Source organism: Zunongwangia endophytica (assembly GCF_030409505.1).
GTDB classification, from domain to species: Bacteria; Bacteroidota; Bacteroidia; order Flavobacteriales; family Flavobacteriaceae; genus Zunongwangia; species Zunongwangia endophytica.
In genome coordinates this window covers 4283645-4302440 of the sequence record NZ_JAUFPZ010000002.1, presented here as the reverse complement: position 1 = coordinate 4302440, position 18796 = coordinate 4283645, and the positions used below count along the sequence as shown (strand labels likewise).

Below are 18796 nucleotides of genomic sequence, written 5' to 3'. Positions count from 1 at the left end.
AATGTTGTCTCGTATTGATATATAGATTTGGGCATCGATCAATTTAAGAATTTAATCATAAATTTCTCAAATTTATTTTTGTTTAGAAGATTAATCTTGCTCTTCTTATTCAGGCGGATCTCTTCTTTCCTGTTCATTTTCCTCTCTTCCAGAAGAATCAGCATAAGTATCGATATCTATTATTTCAGATTCTTCAAGTGTTTCGGCATTAGATACAGGTAGAGCTTCAGGTTCGCAAGAATAAGTGACTGCCATTAGCGTTCCCAAAATTAGAAGTGTAAATAAATTTTTCATGGATGATTGTTTAATGTATTATTAAAAAAGTGAAGACATTCTCTTACAAAAGGATATGCTTGCGAGAGACAGAAAGGATAAATAAGAACACCCGGCACTTAGACATACATGCCATATTAATAAGTAGGTTTGGAGATTCTAAGAAAGTTTTCTCGCCGGGTGACTTTGGGCTAATTACATTTAAAAATAATGCTCTGTGGTTAGTATAAATATTCTAGAGCCTTCTCGTCGTCACCACCAAAATTTCCACTTTCGTTGGCGCTAAAACATGCTAACATTACAGAGTTCGCATCATACCCCGTCTCGGTACCCGGGATATGCACCGCTCCGTCTGGATTTGCAGATTCACCACTTTGGCCACAGCTCTGTCTAGAAAACCAATCGGTATGGCGCAATCCTAAAGTGTGTCCAATTTCGTGAGTGATTACATGTTCGTTGGTTGATGTACTATAGCTTTCCATTCCTGAAAAAATCTGTACAAATTTGTATGGATTTCCGCCTGATGGAAAACCGGCTACTCCACCAGCCTGTCCATTGCTAGTTTTATAAACAACAATGTCTGAAGAACTATAATTAGTACCGAAACTAAGATTGAAGGTTAGACCAATACTTAAATCGTTATAATTCGCTACAGCTCTTTGTAATGCCTGTTGCATTTTGTTGGAAAGATTTTGTCCATAGCCTGTACCCGTATAACCAATAACATTGATGGTTCTGGGACTACTAACCAAATTGTAAGTACGATACTGCTTACTGGTAATATCTGCGGTGCTAAGCTTATCTAATTGATCGGCAGACATTGCAATATCATTTTCAATTAAATAAGTGGTTTCTGTAGCACCTCCAGGTAAAGTAAGTTCGAAAGTTTCAATATAATCTGAATTGAAATGTAAATTGTTTACCTTTTCTATTACCTCTTTAGGAATTTGTGATGAACTTGGAGCCTCATTATTCAGCAATTCTTGAGTCTCTGGTGCTGTTTCATCTTTTTGACAGGAAGTAAAAAGCAGTCCTGTCGCTGCCAAAACGAGTGGTAGTTTGTTTAATTCCATTTAAGTAGGTTTTAAATTATATCTCAAATTTAACCTACTAGTTTCCAGTTGTTTGAAATTTAACCGTAGAATAAGTAAGGGAAAACCGTAATATAATATTCTCCAGTTTATACTAAAACTGAAAGCAAAAGCACCAATTTTCGACTATACTTCAAAAATTTATAAATCCCCTACCCCGCCAACTTTTCTAACTAATGCACCTAAGACAAGCTTCTGAAAGACAAAAACAAATTGCAACGATAATTACCTTTTTCACCATTCCACTTTCTGGGTTTATGACAGATATTTATTTGCCATCATTTCCATCGATGGCCGAGAATTTATCGGTTTCAGAAAAAAGTATTCAGCTTACGCTTACTTGCTTCTTTTTAAGCTATGGTTTTGCGCAATTGTTCGTAGGAAGTTTATTGGACAGTCTTGGGCGCTACAAACCTGTGTTATTTTCATTAATTGCTCTAATTATTAGTAGCCTTGCTATTACATGGACAGATCAGGTTTGGGTTATTTGCTTTTGGCGAATCGTACAGGGATTAGGAACATCGTTTATCGTGGTCGCAAAGCGAGCTTATTTTGTAGACCTTTATGATGAAGTAAAACGAAAACATTTTTTAAGCTTTTTTACCATCGTATGGTCTTGCGGGCCGATAATTGCTCCTTTTCTTGGTGGTTATCTGGAAAGCTTGTTTGATTGGCAGGCAAATTTTTACTTTTTAGCGATATATGCCGCAATTCTATTTTTTGCTGAATTAATTTTTAGTGGAGAAACGATTAGAAATGTCAAGAAATTTAATCTGAAAAAAACATCAATGCTTTATGCCGTAATGCTGAAGAATAAGGCGTTTGTTTTAGGAATCTTGATTTTAGGATTAGCTTATTCAACCGTGATGGTATTTAATATCGCTGGCCCGTTTGTGGTAGAACATCATTTTGGATTTGATGCAGTAACTACGGGGTATTGTACGCTAATCTTAGGAATATCCTGGATGATTGGCGGAATTTTAAGTAAGACCTTTGCTAGCCAAAATTTTCCTCAGAAATTACGAATTTCAGCTTTCGCACAAATTGTGCTTTTACTCGTGTTTATAGCCGCGGCAACGCAATTAGATCATCTTTACCTTTTAATTGCTTTTGCTTTTGTGATCCATATCGTTTCTGGGTTTATTTTTACCAACTACTTTACCCAAAACATGATTTATTTCCCTAGCAATGCTGGTATCGCTGGTGGACTTATTGGTGGATTGCTCTATATTATTACATCAATCTCAAGTTTCGTAATATCTTCTTCAGGGGAAATCGCCACTACTTTCGATATGTCACTGCGTTACCTTGGCGTGGGAATTCCATTAATTTTGGTTATTTTTTACTCAACTTTTTTAATTCTGAAAAACAACAAAAGAAAGGGAATAGCAAAAAATCATTAAAAAAAAAGGGATCGAAGCTTAAAAGCAACGATCCCTTTTTTTATATCTAAAATCGATTATTCTTTTACTTATAATTCTCTAAACCTTCTTGTAGCCATCCCAAATAAGATTCTATATCTGGATCGTAAGCTGTTGGTTTATTCAAGTTATTCCCCTCATTATCGATTAACACGTAATAAGGTTGAGCATTTGCTTTATAATTTTTTATCTGAAAATCACTCCACTTATTCCCTATAGTTTCAATTTCTTTTCCTGTAGTTTCAGAAACATATTTTTCTTCTTCAGGCAATTCTTTTTTGTCATCAACATAAAGCGAAATAAGTACCACATCGTTTTTAAGGACTTGGCTAACCTGAGGATCTGGCCAAACGCGTTCTTCCATTTTACGGCAATTAACGCACGCATAACCTGTAAAATCCAACATCACCGTTTGTTCTGACTTTTTGCATAAGCCATTCCTTCTTCATAATCCTTAAACATAACGATGTCTAAAGGACCAAGCTCGGCATTTGGAGGAAGTTCTTCGGCTGGACCACTAATACTTCCTTTGCTATTTCCTACACCGTAAGGAGATTCGCTATACTGCATTGGTGGAGGGAAACCACTAATCCATTGTAATGGAGCACCCCAAAGACCAGGAATTAGATAAACTACAAAAGCTAAAGTTAATAATCCTAAAGTTAATCTTCCTACTGAAATATGTGGTAAAGGACTATCATGCGGCAATGTGATTTTCCCGAATAAGTATAATGCAAGTCCGGCAAAAACTGCAATCCAAATCGCTAAAAAGGTTTCTCTTTCTAACAGATGAAGTTGTAAAACCAAATCGGCATTACTTAAAAATTTAAATGCTAGTGCAAGCTCTAAAAATCCTAATACTACTTTTACTGTATTTAGCCATCCACCAGATTTGGGAAGCGAATTTAACCAACCTGGGAATGCTGCAAATAAAGCAAATGGCAATGCGATTGCAGTTGAAAATCCAAGCATTCCTACAATAGGTGCAATACCTCCTTTAGATGCTGCTTCTACAAGTAAAGTACCTACGATAGGTCCTGTACAGGAGAAAGAAACAATAGCTAATGCCAGCGCCATAAAAAAGATACCTACAATCCCACCTCGATCGGCTTGAGAATCAATTTTATTAGCCCAAGAATTTGGTAACATGATCTCGAAAGCTCCCAAAAATGAAAAAGCAAAAAAGATCAATAAAATGAAGAATATGACATTGAACCATACATTTGTAGAAAGGGCATTAAGCGCATCTGCTCCAAAAATCCCGGTTACTACAGAGCCTAAAATCACATAAATTATGATAATAAATAATCCATAGAAAATGGCATTTCTAATTCCCGAAGCACGACTTTTACTTTGTTTGGTAAAAAAGCTTACCGTCATAGGAATCATAGGGAAAACACATGGGGTAAGTAAAGCCGCAAAACCGCCTAGAAAACTTAATATAAAAATTGACCAAAGGCTTTCTGAATTTTCACTTTCTCCATCTACTTCTTCAGTTGTAATAGTATCTTCATTAGCATCTTCAGCGCTATTATCAGTTTTGGCAACAGCATCAACCATATCTCCAGACACCTGCGGACTAATATTTTCTTCAACGGATTCTTTATCTTGTTCTACAGATTTTTCGGAATCAGTAGTCTCTCCATCGGTATTTGGTTCTTCATCTAAATCTGCCGCGGAAGCAACTTCCGTATTATTCAATTTAGAAAATTTAAATACTACATTTTTCTGTGTAGGTGGCAAACAACTTTCGTCGTTACAAACCATAAATTCGACCGAACCTTTTATTTGAAAAGCACCTTGAGACTTGCGTTCTATAATTTGCTTAAAAGTGGCTTTATCTGAGAAATATTTGATTTCCATTTCAAAAATAGGATCGTCTATAACATGACCTTCAGGCTCGATAACTTCGCCTTTTAGAGCATAGTTATCATTAGATGAAAATTGAAATGAAGTAGGAATAGGACCACCAGAAGGTACATCTTGCGAATATAAATGCCAACCGGGTTCGATAAAAGCATTAATTATTAAGGCGTACTGATTTTCGTTTACTTTTTCAACAGAAGTTTCAAAAGATACAGGATCATAAATTTGCGCCTGTGAGAATGTTGAAAAAAATAGAAGGATACTGGCAATAACTATTTTCATTGAAGACTATTTAATTGAAATTACTTTGTTTGATAAACTTTATGTATCCACTTAGTGATATCTGCAAGAACTTCTGGCGCGAAAACTTCTTCAAGTTCGCTTTGTTCTGAAGCAATACAGGTATGACAGTGTTGATACATATGGTTTAGGTTTGGATAGATTTTCGATGCAAAATTAGTTGATTTTGATAGATATTTCTGGAATCCAGCGACATTTTCTTCGGCGGGCACCTGAATATCCTCTGCTCCATTTAAAACCATTACAGGAATTTCAATTTTGGGCAAATAATCTTTAGGATTATAACGAATCATGTATTGATACGCATCTTTTTTTGCTTCCTTGTGAAATCTATAAATCAAATTTTTTTCACGGCCATTGGCCAATCCCATACTTTTTAGTAAATCTTCATCTTTATCCTGCATCCAATTATTTACCGCTTGTTCTAACTGCAGCTTTAAACTATCCTCTTCTTGGAGATTATAAACCGTTTTAAATAAAAAATTATACAATTCCATGTGATGTTCTACCAGGGAATCTTCAATATTCATAGATTTTAGTATCGCGCTGTTCTGTAGATCCAGAATTTGTAGTCCGTTAACTCCCACGCCAGAGAGACTCAGCATAAATTCAAAATCCTTATTTCTGGAAGCAGCAATAGAAGCCACTACTCCGCCCTCACTATGACCAATTATTCCCAAAAAGGAATGATCTATTTTATCCTGAGATTTTATAAAAGACTTTGCAGCTTCAAGATCCTGGACAAAATCTTCAATTGTTGAATGCTCAAAATCTCCGGTAGTTTCTCCAATGCCGCGATCGTCCATTCTAAAAGAAGCTATTCCTTCTCTGGCTAAAGCATCCGCAAGCACTGTAAAAAACTGATGCCCGGCATAGGTGTAGTTCCGTTCTTGTTGTCCACTTCCATTCAGCAAAAAAACTAATGGATAATGCTTTTTATGTTTAGGTAGCACCAACGTTCCACTATAAGTTACATTTGTTTTCTCACTATAAAATGTTACTTCTTTATTAATGTAAGGTAATATTCCTTTGGGATGCTGCGGAAAAGTAAGCGACTGTAAACTATCTGTTGAAATTAACTTTACTTGATGGATCCCAGTGTAATCGATATAATTAGCTCGCAAAGAATCCTGACTCAAATCACCCAATATCGTCTCGATTTTGAGACTGATATTATAATTCTCGTTCACTAAAAAAAGAGAATCCCCCTTCTTTTCTTGTTGAAGGGGAGTTTTTTATACATATGTTCCGGACTACTTAAATAAAGTGAGTCTAAACCCTCTGAAATCGTTACTTTTTCTAACAAAATCCTTTTTGAATTGTACTGTCCTTGCCAAAGTTCCTGAGAATGACCAACAGCTGCAATAGAAAAGATTGAAAGGATTACAAGTTGCTTTATTTTAAGCATTAAGGTTTATTTTTCAGATTTCAAATATTCGATTATGATAGAAATTTCGTCTGCAAGCTCGCTTGGGCTTCCTGAGTAACCAGTAGATCGCCATCTTAATTTTCCATGTTGATCTATGATCATTTTTTGTGGAATTCCTGAAAATTCGAATGCTTTTGAATATTTAGCATAAGTATCGTCGAACTTACCTGATTCGGGATTTTTAGCGTCGTAAAGAATCTCGAAAGGATAATTGTTTTCCTCGATAAATTCTACTGTTTGCTTTTTATAATCTGAAATGTATTCCTGAGTATCTAGGAAGTAAAATTGTACATTTTTATCTTCAGAATATTTATCTACCGCCATCTTCATGCCGGGCATTGCTTTTTTACAAGGGGCACACCACGTAGCCCACATATCGATAATTACGATTTTTCCTTTTTGAGCAGACAACTTTACTGTTCCTCCTAAAGAGCTTTCCAGTTCAAAATCTTCAATAGGTTTATTAATTATTTCAGCAATCAATTCTTCTTTAAATTGATCTTGAGAATCGCCAGATTTAATAGCGCTTACGTAATCTTCAAAATTGGCGTTGCTCCCATTCTGTGCTAAAAAATCTTCCTTAAGTATAGAAAGCATTTGCGCTGTAGCATTATTACGCGAAAGGCTTTCTTTAATAAAATTAATCGCTGCTTCTTTATTACCCTGTCTTAGTAAATAATCTGCATAAAGCTCATTAAAATCTGTATTTTCATAAATATAGAATGATTTTACTTTTTCTAAATAATGATCTTCAGCTTCGTAATCTTTTAATTCATCAAGAATTTTAGCGTAGGTTAAATATTCTCGAGCAGATGCTTCCTGTGCTTTTTGTTTCCATTCCAGAATCGATAATTTCCCTTCGTATCTTTTAGGAATCTCTTTTTCTCGAACTTCTAATTCAGGTATGATTTTGCTTGCAATAGTATTTAAACTATCCACTGCTATAGACTCGTTATTATACGGAATACTTACAAAATGCCAGCTATAATCTACCAGATTATAAAAACCTGCATCTTTTAGATTGTCGAACACAAAGCTATAATTTCCGTTTTCTGTAATGTATCTATAAGCTATACTTCTGTATAATTTGTCGTAATACAAATCTTCAGTAAATGTAAAGACATCTTTAAAATCCTCTTTAGGAAAATTAGATTGAAATTCTTCAAATTCACGGATCTTTTTCTGAATATCACTTTCAGTAAACAAACGCTTCATCTCATTATCCCTTGCTAAAACTCCTTTAGGATATGTTTTCAGTAAAGCATCATTTACAGAATCAATAAAAGATTTATACTTTTCTGTATCTAATAACTGAAGTGATTTCTGAATTTTATATTGCTGAAGTTTAGTAAGATCCTGCTCTAAAATATGCTTAATTTCATTCTGAATTCGATTGCTATGATCACCTTCTTTCGAATCTTGCATTAATTTTAGTCCTTCGTAAAAATATAGATTTCGGCTTTCAGGAAATTTCTGTATTTCTTTATTGATCCACATTAATCCAATCTCGCTAGAGATATAAGCGCTATCGTCTACTATTGCAATACTTTCCTCTTGGAAAATTTTAGATCTTAAAATACCCCAGCTAGCATAAGAGCCCGGCTCTTTATCGAGTAACCAGGAATAAGTAGTTGTGCCACCTCTATCTACTAAAGTATCCGATTTAAAAACACAGCTTATAAGGGCTGTATTTTCAGGTAACGTAAAGGAGGTTTTCCAATGATTATCTTCGGTTTCCTGAAAAGTTAGATCGCTAGCCGACCATTGATGATCTGCATTTACATAGATCACCGCCTGAATGTCTTTAGCGTCTTTTAATACTGTATTCTCTGAGTTATAGTTTAACGCAACCTGATCTCCTGGATTAGGTAGTTTTGGACTTACAGAAAAAATTGGTTCGGTTTGCTGGGCATTTATAGTGAACTGCACTAATAGTATACCTAGCAATATTTTTATTTTTCGCATATTTTTATGAATCTAATTAAGTCCCCGGCTAATCCCGGGGACTATTATTTTTTATGGATTTTGCTCTAGGTTAGGCGCGTATTGGAATAAGGTTGAAGCAAAAGGAAATTGATATCTATCACCTCCCGGCTCTAACGTGTAGGTTTCATTTAAATACTCATGCTCTACTGTTCTGGCAAATCTTGGGTCTTTGTTTAGACGTTTTAAATCGAATAATCTAAATCCACCTTTTCCCATAAGTTCACGTCTTCTCTCTGCCAGAACTTTTATTAAAGCATCTTCAGGGTCACCAGCCCTTAAAGCGATATAATCTTCAGCTCTAAAACGCGCTTCTCTTAACGTATTTAATGCATCCATAGCAGCTTCTGTATTCCCAGCACGAGCTAGACATTCTGCTTTAATCAAATACATTTCTGGCACCGTTGGCCCGGCATTACGATTCTCTCCAGTTAACCTTGCTATACAGTAAGATCTTCCTTCTGTAATATCCCCATAAGTAAGCTCTTCGTTAGGTCTTGTATAAAGTTGATAACGCAAATCGGTGCTATCAAAACTATTCAACAAGTCGTCACTTAGAGATAACAATGTTGGTAGATAATTATAAGACCTCATCGTTTTTTTCGATAAAATAAGCTCTGGATCTTCTATTCGTCGTGGCCAGCTAAAATCTGGAGTTTCCGTATAATTCTCTAGATTTAGCAAGGTGTTTTGTAAAGCAAGGCTTTGCTCTGCATTTTCTAAAGCTTTGCTATAATCGCCCATATATAAATAGGTTCGCGCAAGCAATGCATGAGCACTGGATTTAGACGGAAAACCAACTTCTGTACCACTGCGAACTCCAGGTAAGCCTGAATTGGCTGCTGAGGTTAAATCTGTAATGATGCGATCGTAAACTTCCTGTACTGTCGCCCTTTTAATATCTTGATCTACGGTTGGTTCGATAAACATTGGAATTCCTAAATCTGTACTCGCCGTATTAGCATCATAAGCTTTTCCGAAAGTATTAACCAGGTTAAGAAATAAATAAGCCCTATGAACCATGGCTTCACCCTGCAAAGCATTTTTTTCCTGCTCTGCACCACTTGTGCTTTCTAAAACTTCAGTAATCACCACATTGGCGCTATAAAGTCCTTCGTACATCGCTTTTATCTCACTATCCATCTCACCAGTACGGTAAATGGAATCAGCAAAAATATAAGTATCCTTAAAGGGGCGATTGAACTCTGAATTTGCCGCATTAGTCTCAAAATATTGGGCATGATCATAACGCATAGAAATATCGTCTGTAGGTATATCTACCAGACTATAAGAGAGATCATAAATAGGAGTATTATTTAATAAATACCTGTAATTTTCGGTATCTTCTGGATATAATATTCCTTCTGTTCTTATATCGACATAATCATCACAACTCACTAAAGTTGTAGCTATTATAAATAAAAAGGTATATATATAATTTAGTTTCATAGTATCGAATTAAAAGTTAACATTTAAGCCTATAGAATACATCGCTGTAGGGGTAGGTCTTATTTGGTTTCCTGTTGTATATGGTAAGAAATCTGGATCTATATCATCGTTATTCGCGCGCCATAAAAGTCCTAGGTTACGAGCGGTGAATGATAATGAAGCTCCTCTAATAAAGCTTTCTGGTAAAACCTCAGAAAGGTCATAACTAAGAGATATTTCACGTAATCGAATATGATCTCCAGAGATTACCTTATCTTCACTTAACCTATATCTAGGATAAGAGTATCCTCCCAATCCTAAAACACCCGGTACACTGGTAGAATTTTCGTCTCCCGGTTCGCGCCATCTATCTGCAATATCTGTATTCAAATTGTAGCCGGTGAACTCATTGAAACGAGAAATATAATTATCAAAAGTAGGTTTGAATAGTTTATACCCCATCTTATAGGTCGCTAATACAAATAGTGAGAATTGCTTGTACTGTAATGTTGTATTTAAACTTCCATAATACCTAGGCGTGCTAGTTCCCATATATTTCATATCCTCGATATCGGTTAATAATTCATTAGAACCAACAATATCTCCATTGCGATCATAGACCTGAAAGGCTCCATTTTCATCTAATCCAGCAGAGCGAAATGCAAATACACTATTTAATGGATAGTCTACAATTGGCGGAGTACTTCCTGAACCATTTAGATATGTTGAATAATTTTCGAAACGAGAATCGGTTACTTCGTTCGTATTATAAGTAAAGATAAAATTAGAGCTAGCCGTAAAATTTTTAGATTGAATCCAAATACCGTTTAGGCTAAGATCTACCCCTTTCCCTTCTAAAGTTGAAGTATTTCTGGTAAGTGCGCGGTTGGGAACTCCATAAAATTCTGATACCGGGAATTCCTGAATTAAATCATCACTATTCTTTTTATAATATTCCAAACTACCTGAAATTCGATTATCCAACAATCCAAAATCAATACCAATATTTAATATTCCCGTTTTCTCCCATCTTAGTGAAGGATTTGCTGCTGCCGATACAAATGCGTAAGGTAATTGAGAAAGATTATAATCGGTATTAGCAATCGAAATTTTGGTAAAAGGGAATGTCGTTAAACTGATATTTCCGTTAAAACCATAGGAAGCTCTAAAACTCAGATTATTAATCGCTTCAACATTTTTTAAGAAAGATTCTTTACTGGCATTCCATTTAACACCAGTAGACCATAAAGGTGTTCTTCTATAACTTTTATCAACTCCAAAATTGTTATAATCATCCAGTCTAACACTACCAGAAACCACATATTTCTTTTTATATGTATAAGCTGCATTTCCGTAATACGATAAAAATCTTCTTCTTTGGTCGGTTAACTGATTGCCATAATTTAAAGTTGAGTTCCACCCTTCTACTGTAGTGTAATTTAGAGAGACTACATCTACCGAAGTTTGCGTTTTTTCGTTATAACCATATAAAGTTCCTGATGATACCTCTTCCCGAGTTTCTCTAAATTCTATACCAGCAATAGCATCAATTGAGTGATCTTTGAAACGTTCATTATAATTTAATTGTGCTCTAGTAGTCTGGCTTGTTAAAATATTTCTGTTTCTTCGATAAACTGAACCTAAAGGCAATCCTCTAGTAATAGTGTTAGTAGAAGGATCTAAATAAGTAGCATTGTTTATAAGGTTTCTGGTGTAATATGTATCTTCATTGTATAAGATTGGTCTGCTTCTGTTAGAACGTTCTATCAAATAAGTTCCCGATGCATTCAATCCTTTGAAAATTGGTAGAGAGATCTGGATATTAGCAGAATAGTTTTGCTCCTGAGCAGTTGAGTTTTTGTTTTCTAATTCATCTAAATAACTATATTCCCATGGTAGGTATCCAGCATCTTCAAAATCAGCTATTTGATCACGATAAAATTCACGAGCAAAACTAACATTATTACCATTTTCATCACGAAGTCTATCGTAAGGTAAATAAGAATAACGCTGCCCGGCTAATGGTTGCAAACCTATCCCGTTCTCATCAAAATTAAAAAAGGAACCTTTAAGGCTAGTGCTTACATCAGCATAATCAAACAGTTTAAAGTTTTGATTTATGGTAAACGTCATCTTATCACCCTCAGAACCTTTTCGCTGTGTCTTTTCATTCGAATAAGAAGCCGAAGTGAAATAACTGTAATTATTGCTACCTCCGCTTAGTGATAAATTATAGGTAGTAGCCGAAGCCTGCTGCATTAAGTATCTGGTTAATTGATTATAATTATTTCTTCCACGTAAATCATTTAAACGTGCTTCGCGCTCATCTAGACTTATATTTCCTCGTTTATATTCTAGCATACTTTCTACCCCATCACTTACAGGATAGGAACTAAAAAGGGCCCCTGACTGTGCAGGATCTGCAATAATATTTTTATCTACCAACTCCTGTTCTAAATCCAGCACCTGGCTAGAGTTCATTAAAGGAAGACCTGATATAGAAGGTTTTGTTGAGAAAGTATTGGTATGAGAAAAGTTAACCCTCATTTTTCCTTTAGTGCCTTTTTTTGTATCGATCACAATTACTCCATTTGCTGCTCTTGCTCCATAAATGGAAGCAGCGGCAGCATCTTTTAGAAATGTTATATTCTCGACATCAGCACTATTAATATTTTTTATATCCAGCTCGGTTGGGGCGCCATCGATAACAATAAGCGGACTTTTATTACCATCAATAGTCGACTGGCCTCTAATTTGAAAATTATAGCTGGTATTCCCCTCGGTTTCTCTTTCAAGATTGTCGTAAACAAATGTATTATCAGATTCTAAAATTTCGATTTGTAGACCAGGAACTCGCCCTTCCAACTGATGCATCACATTGTTTACCGGTACTTGTTGTAACTCTTCTCCGCTTATGGTAGAAAACGAACCTGTTGCACGCTCTTTATTGATTTTTTGATAACCGGTAGAAACCACCGTAACCTGATCTAAACCACTAATATCGGTTTCCAGCTTAATAGCTAAGTTTTTTTCGTTACCCAGCACATGTTCTTTGGTTTTAAAACCTATAAAACTAAAAACCAAAGTATCTCCGGTAACAGCCTGCATTCTGAACTTTCCATCTTCATCTGTAACAGATCCTACGCGAGAACCTTTTAACCAAACGGTAACTCCCATAATTGGGAAATTAGATTCGTCTTTTACCGTACCATCAATATAACGCTGTATATCGATACTACTAGTTTCAGGAGACGAAACTGGTTCTTTTTCTTTCAGAATAATTTGCTTTTTCTGAATGACAAAACTCACCGGTAAATTTTTGAACAGCTGCTTTAAAACATTAGTAATCTCTTCACTATCGCTATGAATATTGACCTGCCATTCTTCATTAATCACATCGTCTTTGTAAAAAAACTTATAATCACTTTGTTGTTTGATCTGTTCTATAACGTGGGTAACCTTAGCCCCATCCAGATCAATATTAAATTTTTGAGCAAGGGTTTCTAGTGCAGAAACCTGCAAAACACAAAACAAGGTTAAAATGAATGAAGCTTTCATCTTCAAATACTTTATTTTCATAATTTTGAATAACTTTTAATTGTTTGAGGAAATAGTTAATTGTTTGAGGGAATGTTGGCGCATTCCCTTTTTGTTTAAGCGCTAAGTCATCGTTTATTTTTTAATGGTTACTATATTATTTTTATAAGTATATTCGAAAAAGTCTACTGCTTTAAAGGCATCTAGTACATCCTCGATAGTTTCTGATTTGATATCGAAATCCCCGTTAAACCGTACGTCATTTAAATGGGCATTTTTATTAATAATTTGAACTCCGTAACTGCGCTCAATTTTCTTTTGAATTTCTGCAAAGGACTCGTTAATAAACAATAGACGATCGTCTACCCAAGCCATTTTATTAGCTACATTTACTTTTTCTACGCTCAGCACATCTGTATTTTGGCTAAGTATTCCGGCTTCACCTGGTTCTAGTTTAAAAACTTCATTGTCGTAATTTATCTGTACCGATCCTTCTGCCAGTGTAGTCGAAATTTGTTTAGATTGAGGATAGGCATCTACATTAAATCGTGTTCCCAAAACTTCTATATTCAGCATACCTGCCTCTACTATAAAAGGTTTTAAAGAATCTTTATGTACTTCGAAAACTGCCTCGCCGGTAATACTGACCTTTCGTAACTGTTCTGTTTTTGGAAAGTGAGAAGGAAATCGTAGTGAACTTTCAGAATTAAGATATACTTTCGTTCCATCTGATAACACTAATTGGATGCGCTTTCCTTTAGGTACATTAATCGTGTTATACGCTAACCTATTATTGTCTTTTTCGCTAGTATTTGGATTCTTTTTTACTTGTGATCCCAAATTTGAAACTTCTCCTTCTTCATTATATACGATCTGTTTAATTTGATAGTCTACGGTTATTTTTTCACCATTTTCATTCGTGATAATAATTTCTCCGGGCGCATAAGTAGTTTCTGCCGGATTAAAAAAGTAGAAGTATGCCGTACTGGAAGCTATAAGTGCAACAATAAAAATAGCTGCAAATTTCATCAAATTAGCACGCTGTTTTTTCGAATTTAGAGCAATTATTGGTTTTTTCAGATTTGATAAATTCGGAATTTCTTCTTGCTTTCGATAAAAAGATGAAATTAAATAGTCGGTCTGAACGCTCTTTATAAAATAATCGTTATTATCTTTACTATCTTTTACCCAATTTTCAAGCTCAGACAATTCTTCATCACTAATGCTTTTATTTTGAAATTTTGATATTAAATTATCAATATTACCCATCGTATATACACTATTTTACACATTAATGACGAAAAAAAATAAAGCTACCCTTAAAGAAAAATTAATTTTTTTTTAACCTTTATCGTTTCTTGCAGTAAATATGACTAATTCTGAATTGAATAATTTATGGGAAAAGGGGGATGAAAAGTCGTTCACCCTACTTTTCAATGAATTATACCAACCCCTGGTAGCCTATCTTTTACAGTATGCTGATAAGACTGCAGATGCCGAAGACATTGCTCAGAATACCTTTATTAAATTATGGGAAAAAAGAAATCAGATCAATTTAACAACTTCAGTAAAAAGTTATTTGTATACTTCAGCATATAATAGATTTGTTGATAATTTCAGAAAAGAAAAGAAAAACAAAAGCTACTTAGAGGGTCTAAAGCATCAAGCGCTTCAACTTTTAGTAGAAGAACCTGAAGAAGATTTTCAGAAAAAAATAAAACTGATTGAAAAGACCGTAAATGACCTTCCCGATCGATGCAAAATGATATTTAAAATGCATAAGCAAAAAGGCTATTCTTATAAAGAAGTTGCGGAAAAACTACAGATTTCTGTAAAAACTGTGGAAGCACAGATGAGTATTGCTCTTAAACGTATTAGGAAAGAATTTAAAGAGGAAACAGACCTATTGCTTATACTCTGTTTCGGAAGAATTTAATCAAAAAATGGCAAAGCTCAATTAAATAACATCCAGCAAAATAGCAGGCTCAATATCATAGTAGCTACTCCGCTGAATTTTTTATTTAAATCGTAGTGAATTAATGGATTTTGAGTTTAAAGTCTTCTAATTTTTAAGACACTTTTGAAAATCGCATTTCTCTATCAAATATTTGTCTGCACCGGTAGTCCATAATGCTCCATAAATTAAAACGGGTTGAAACAGTAATCGAACAAAACGTTTAGTGTCGCTATCTAAGCTAAATGCATCAATCTTATTTTGATATTGTGAAATATTGCCAGGAAAAATAAGTACATAGAAAAGCGCCAACATTAGACCGGTAGTTATCCTCTTTTCTTTCCATAAAATCATTAACAAGCCTAAAGTAATTTCTGTAATACCAGAACTAAGCACTGTCAAATCCATTGTTTTTTGGTCTGTTGGCAACCATCTTGGCACCTGTGCCTGAAATTCTTTTCGCTTAAAAGATAGATGAGCGATACCCGCAAAGACCATCGCAGATCCCATCAAAATTCGTAAAACACTTTTAACTCCTATCTTTCTCATACCTCTTTTTCATCTAAAAATACTTAGGATTTAAGGTATTAGCAATTATAGAGCAGGCTTTATCAAATCTTTGACAAAATTGTTAAGTTAAATGAAATAGAATATGATTCAATACTTACTCGTATAAATCTGCCAACTTCTTATCCAAAGCTTCCTCATCTGCTTTACTTCCGTCGTAACGCCCAACTATTTTTCCATCTGGATCTACTAATATCTTAGTCGGTAAAGAAGAAATATTGTATCCTTCTGTGATACCTTGATTGACTATTTTGAATCCTCCACTGGTGGTATCCACCTCCATCCCTCTTAAGATATGACGCCATACTCCTATTCTATCTTTTTTTACTGCTTTTAGCCATGCATCAGGATTTCTATCATCATCAGAAACACCTATTATTTCAAAACCTTTGTCATTATAATTATCGTATATCTTCAACAAATGCGGATTTCCTTTTCTACAGGGAATACACCACGAAGCCCAAAAATCTAATAATACATATTGTCCTTTAAAATCTTCTAATTTTAGAGGTTTGCCATCAATATCCACCTTACTAAAATTTTCAGCAGTTGCACCTACGATACCTTTTGACTTATCGTCGATTTGTTTTTTAATCACCGATCCAAGTTTTCTTTCTTTAAAGCTCTCTGGAAATTCATTATAAACTTTTCTGGCTTCTTCCTGAGTGAATTCCTCTATCATATAAAGTATATTTTCAAAGCTTATATACGATTTTGGATGTGTTGATATAAATTGTTTGACAAGCTCTTTTTCTTCTTCGAAATAAGGTTGAAGCTCACCTCTCAATTCGTCATCCTTCCATTTTAATTCTTCTTTTTTTTCAGGGTTTTTGGCTTTTTTTAGTCGCTCTCCATTAGCTGAATAAGCGCCAAGCTCATTTTTATATTTTAACCGCAGTTCCTTTTGCTTTTGCTGTAATGCTTCAGCGTCCTCCTGTGTTTGAGAACCTGTTAATTCAACACTTTCAAAATCACTGGTATTAAGTTGTAATTGCATACGAGTTGGTTCTATATAAATGCTGGCTTTATTATTACTTGAACGATAATTAGGCTGATCTGCAATATATGCTTCTAGTACATCATTCTCCAGACTGTTTCTGAAATTAAAATTTCCAGACTTTACATATAAAGTATCAACCTGAATTCCGCTCGGCTTTTTTGAAATAAGAAATAATTTTCCAGTCTCCATTCCTCGAACTTTACCAGAAATTTCATACTCACCAGGCTTTAATTTTATATCATCTCGACAAGCTATGAGTATCAGGATAACACAAAACAGTGCTATAAGCTTTTTCATTTCTAAGTGTTTTAAAATTTAATATTAGGTATTTCTGATTGCATAAGGATTATGGCAAATCACGGGTTTTAAAAGCCAGTGCATTATCCATACTTTTATTAAAATTAATCGTCATAACCTGGATTTTGAACAATCATATTCCCTCCTGCATCTATAGTCTCAGTTGGAATTGGTAAAATAAATTTTTCTGGATCTGTGGCTGATGCTTTAACATCAGATACCTGAAAACCTGAATTAAAACCATCGCTATAATCGTAGCGAATTAGATCGTACCATGTCTCCCCACCTTCTGAATACAACTCTGCTAATTTTTCATAACGAACAGCCGTAAGAAATTGATCTAAACTTATAGTTGTCGTATACTTCTCAAAACCGCCTTCACCAGTCGAAGTTGCCCCTGCCCTAAGTCGAATTGTATTTAATGCTTCCAAAGCTTCTGGTTTTACCATATTATTTGCTCTGGCATTTGCTTCGGCAAATATTAAATAAACTTCAGCCATACGCATATGGTAAATCATGTCATAATCTCCGTCTGTGAAATTTGAAGTGTATTTTGTTGAATAATATCCTCCATACGATGAGTTCGGAAAAAATATTTCTTCTGTTCGTTCTGAACCACCAATATTAATTGTCTGTCCATTAACATTCAACGATCCATTAACTGCATCTAAATAATCCTGAGTAATAGTGGCAAAAAAACCACTGTAATAAGATCCCATACCAATAGTAGCTGCAGGTTCCCCTCTTGTCCCAAATAAAATTTCTGAACTTTGAAATATTACGGATGATTCATGATCATCAAAAATAGATAAAAAAGTAGGTTCTAAACTGAAGTTACTATTGGAACTCTCAATTATTTCTTTTGCTACAATAGCCGCTTCGCTATAACGCTGCATATATAATAATACTCTAGCTTTTAATCCTTTTGCAAAGGTGCTATTAGTATAGCCTTTAGTTCTTAAACTAGGACCATTCTCAATACCATATTCCAAATCATTTAATATCGTTTCGTAAGTTTCTAAAACTGAATCTCTAGAGTATGCTTCAGCCGATTTGGCGGGCTCTAATCTTGTATTTATACCATATTTTGAATTAATATCGTAAAACTGACCAAAATTGCGTAACAAATAAAAATGTCCTAAAGCTCTTAGAATTTTAGCTTCAGCAATTATTTCTGTACGTCTTACTTGAGGTTCAAAAATATCATCGTCAAGTCCTTCTACAGTACTTATTATCCAATTTGTTCTATTAATAAATTCATATAAACCAGTATAAATGTTTAATGTTCTAACCGTACCAGTTGAAATTGGATCGTTTTGAATAAAGGCCGCTTCTTCTGGATCTGAAGAAAATATGCGCCCTACAGTGCTATAGCCACTTAAAACATCTGGAATAATAAACATATCTGGAAATGGGCTACCTAAACTTCTTTGTGTAAAACCAGAATATGCTCCAACTAACGCTAATTCTGCAGTCTCTTGTGTATCAATTGCATCTTCGGCGTCTAATGAATATAAGGGTTCATAATCGTCCAGCTCTTCGGTTAGTTGGCAAGAATATATAGTTACCAAAATCGTTAAAACGCTTATATATTTGTATAGTATTTTTTTCATCTTTTAAAATTTTTGTTTGGGATAATATGCTCTTGCA

The 18796-nt window shown here is 34.7% G+C and carries 13 protein-coding genes and 1 pseudogene; 2 read left to right on the top strand and 12 right to left on the bottom strand.

The annotated features are described in order from the left end of the window. Positions 1 to 105: 105 nt before the first annotated feature. Positions 106 to 294 (bottom strand): hypothetical protein, encoded by a 189-nt coding sequence (locus tag QWY91_RS18925; RefSeq protein ID WP_290230519.1) that lies wholly within the window; start codon positions 292 to 294, stop codon positions 106 to 108. A gap of 200 nt (positions 295 to 494) precedes the next feature. Further along, positions 495 to 1346 (bottom strand): M57 family metalloprotease, encoded by an 852-nt coding sequence (locus QWY91_RS18920; protein WP_290230517.1) that lies wholly within the window; start codon positions 1344 to 1346, stop codon positions 495 to 497. Between the two features lie 194 nt (positions 1347 to 1540). Between QWY91_RS18920 and QWY91_RS18915 the strand changes: the two genes are divergently transcribed. Then, positions 1541 to 2767: an MFS transporter gene (locus QWY91_RS18915; RefSeq protein WP_290230516.1), complete on the top strand. Its 1227-nt coding sequence runs from the start codon at positions 1541 to 1543 to the stop codon at positions 2765 to 2767. A gap of 64 nt (positions 2768 to 2831) precedes the next feature. On the opposite strand, the pseudogene QWY91_RS18910 reads toward QWY91_RS18915, so the two are convergent. The 7 genes and pseudogenes from QWY91_RS18910 to QWY91_RS18880 all read right to left on the bottom strand — a co-directional run bounded on the left by QWY91_RS18910 (position 2832) and on the right by QWY91_RS18880 (position 14597). Next, positions 2832 to 4933 (bottom strand): annotated as a pseudogene (locus QWY91_RS18910) (protein-disulfide reductase DsbD family protein). Positions 4934 to 4953: 20 nt separating this feature from the next. Further along, complete coding sequence (locus QWY91_RS18905) at positions 4954 to 6099, bottom strand: alpha/beta hydrolase family protein (protein ID WP_290237041.1); 1146 nt, start codon at positions 6097 to 6099, stop codon at positions 4954 to 4956. Positions 6100 to 6140: 41 nt separating this feature from the next. After that, positions 6141 to 6359: a hypothetical protein gene (locus QWY91_RS18900; protein ID WP_290237040.1), complete on the bottom strand. Its 219-nt coding sequence runs from the start codon at positions 6357 to 6359 to the stop codon at positions 6141 to 6143. A gap of 6 nt (positions 6360 to 6365) precedes the next feature. Further along, complete coding sequence (locus QWY91_RS18895; RefSeq protein ID WP_290230509.1) at positions 6366 to 8345, bottom strand: TlpA disulfide reductase family protein; 1980 nt, start codon at positions 8343 to 8345, stop codon at positions 6366 to 6368. A 51-nt stretch (positions 8346 to 8396) separates the two neighbouring features. Further along, the gene (locus QWY91_RS18890) at positions 8397 to 9812 is read right to left on the bottom strand and encodes a RagB/SusD family nutrient uptake outer membrane protein (RefSeq protein WP_290230506.1); all 1416 of its coding nucleotides are present in this window, start codon (positions 9810 to 9812) and stop codon (positions 8397 to 8399) included. Positions 9813 to 9821: 9 nt separating this feature from the next. Next, positions 9822 to 13370 carry a SusC/RagA family TonB-linked outer membrane protein gene (locus QWY91_RS18885; protein ID WP_290230505.1) on the bottom strand — a complete coding sequence of 1183 codons (3549 nt, stop codon included), beginning with the start codon at positions 13368 to 13370 and terminating at the stop codon, positions 9822 to 9824. A gap of 93 nt (positions 13371 to 13463) precedes the next feature. After that, positions 13464 to 14597: a FecR family protein gene (locus QWY91_RS18880; RefSeq protein WP_290230503.1), complete on the bottom strand. Its 1134-nt coding sequence runs from the start codon at positions 14595 to 14597 to the stop codon at positions 13464 to 13466. A 100-nt stretch (positions 14598 to 14697) separates the two neighbouring features. On the opposite strand from QWY91_RS18880, the gene QWY91_RS18875 reads away from it, so the two are divergent. Then, on the top strand, positions 14698 to 15264 hold the full coding sequence (locus QWY91_RS18875) for an RNA polymerase sigma-70 factor (RefSeq protein WP_290230501.1): 567 nt from the start codon (positions 14698 to 14700) through the stop codon (positions 15262 to 15264). Positions 15265 to 15390: 126 nt separating this feature from the next. Here QWY91_RS18875 and QWY91_RS18870 read toward each other — a convergent pair whose 3' ends face one another. From QWY91_RS18870 to QWY91_RS18860, 3 genes are all read right to left on the bottom strand, one after another. Continuing rightward, positions 15391 to 15831, bottom strand: coding sequence for a DoxX family protein (locus QWY91_RS18870; RefSeq protein ID WP_290230499.1), 441 nt, complete (start codon positions 15829 to 15831; stop codon positions 15391 to 15393). A 115-nt stretch (positions 15832 to 15946) separates the two neighbouring features. Beyond that, positions 15947 to 17146, bottom strand: a complete 1200-nt coding sequence (locus tag QWY91_RS18865; protein ID WP_290230498.1) for a redoxin domain-containing protein — start codon at positions 17144 to 17146, stop codon at positions 15947 to 15949. A gap of 104 nt (positions 17147 to 17250) precedes the next feature. After that, positions 17251 to 18759, bottom strand: a complete 1509-nt coding sequence (locus QWY91_RS18860) for a RagB/SusD family nutrient uptake outer membrane protein (protein ID WP_290230496.1) — start codon at positions 18757 to 18759, stop codon at positions 17251 to 17253. Between the last annotated feature and the right edge of the window lie 37 nt (positions 18760 to 18796).